At 64.4% G+C, this 1596-nt stretch carries 2 protein-coding genes; both read right to left on the reverse strand.

The features are described 5' to 3' along the window. Positions 1 to 859 (reverse strand): NAD(P) transhydrogenase subunit alpha (locus tag AC1DY5_RS54950; RefSeq protein WP_478122583.1); only part of this gene is annotated, 859 nt, incomplete at its 3' end. 169 nt (positions 860 to 1028) lie between these two features. Next, positions 1029 to 1596, reverse strand: a 568-nt coding sequence (locus AC1DY5_RS54955; RefSeq protein WP_478122584.1) for an SDR family oxidoreductase, incomplete at its 5' end; no start/stop codon positions are given.

Raw genomic sequence — 1596 nt, forward strand, 5'->3', positions numbered from 1 at the left:
CCACGATCACCGAGCACGGCTTCATCGACTTGACCATGTCCTCGGTGATGAGCGTGGGCGCGGCGCGCCCCGGGATCAGCGCGGTGCTGATCACGACGTCGGCCAGCGCCACGCGCTTGGCGACCTCGACCTGCTGCCTCGCCAGCCAGCTCGCGGGCATCGGCTTGGCGTAGCCGCCGACGCCGACCGCGGCTTCGCGCTCCTCGTCGGTGTCGTAGGACACCTCGATGAACTTGCCGCCCAGCGACTCGATCTGCTCCTTGACCGAAGGTCGCACGTCGGAGGCCTCGATCACCGCGCCCARGCGCTTGGCSGTGGCGATGGCCTGCARGCCGGCCACGCCGACACCGAGGATGACGACCCGGGCGGCCTTCACGGTGCCCGCAGCCGTCATCAGCATCGGGAAGAAGCGCTGGTACTTGTCGGCGGCGATCATGACGGCCTTGTAGCCGGCGATGTTGGCCTGCGACGACAGCACGTCCATGCTCTGCGCGCGCGTGGTGCGCGGRGCGGCCTCGAGCGCGAAGGCGGTCAGGCCTGCTGTCGCCAGGCGCTGCAGSCCGGCGGCATCGAAGGGGTTGAGCATGCCGATGACGACGGTGCCCGGTTTCATCAGCGCGATCTCGCGGTCGTCGGGGCTGCGCACCTTGAGCACGATGTCGGCACCGAAGGCGCCCGCGGCATCGGTGATCTCGGCGCCGGCGGCCTGGTAGGCGGCGTCGGTGACGCTGGCGGCCACGCCGGCGCCCGTTTGCACCCGCACCACATGGCCTTGGGCGATAAGTTTCTTAACTGTCTCGGGCGTGGCTGCAACCCGGGTTTCGCTCGGAAACACCTCCGCCGGAACTCCAATTTTCATATGACCCCAAGGATGTAGCGCCGGCGCGAGTGGCCGACGATTCAATGACTTAGGCGTGCGCCCCCGATGAGCCTTCGAGGCCCACGTGCGTTGGCGTACGGCTCTGTGAGTCAGTGGCCTCTAAAGGCCGCTGACAGTTGTCTGGCCTGTTAGTTCAGCCTTGCAGGCGCTAGGAAACCAGGGGCGTGAGTGCACCATCCATAGTCACCAGCGCACCTGTCACATAGCTCGCTGCATCGGAGGCAAGAAACAAGGCGGTGTTCGCCACTTCCTCCGGCCGTGCATACCGGCCAAGCGGAATGCGGGCTTCGTTGGCCTTCAACAGGTCGGCAGGCGCTTTGCCGGTCAAGCGGGACTCGGTCTCGAGCGACATGGTCACGCGATCGGTATACGTCGCCCCAGGGTTGATCGCGTTCACCCGGATCCCGGAGCCCCCCCATGCATTCGCTAGGCCGGACGAGACCAGCATTAGCGCGGAGTTCGCAGCCCCACCCGGAAGGTGCATTGCGCTTGCAACTTTTCCACCCGTTCCAATGATATTGACGATGACACCGCTCCTTCGTTGAACCATCGAAGGAATTACCGCGTCCATCGCGTGAACGTACGTAAAAAATTTCGCATTCATAGCTGCATGCCATGCCTTTGAATTTAGTTCAGCAGGTATTACCCGCTTCGCGCCCCCGGCGGAGTTGATGAGGACATCAACAGGTCCGAGTCGCTCAGTAACATCCTTCACC

The sequence above is a fragment of the Variovorax sp. P4_D9 genome (genome assembly GCF_056401695.1).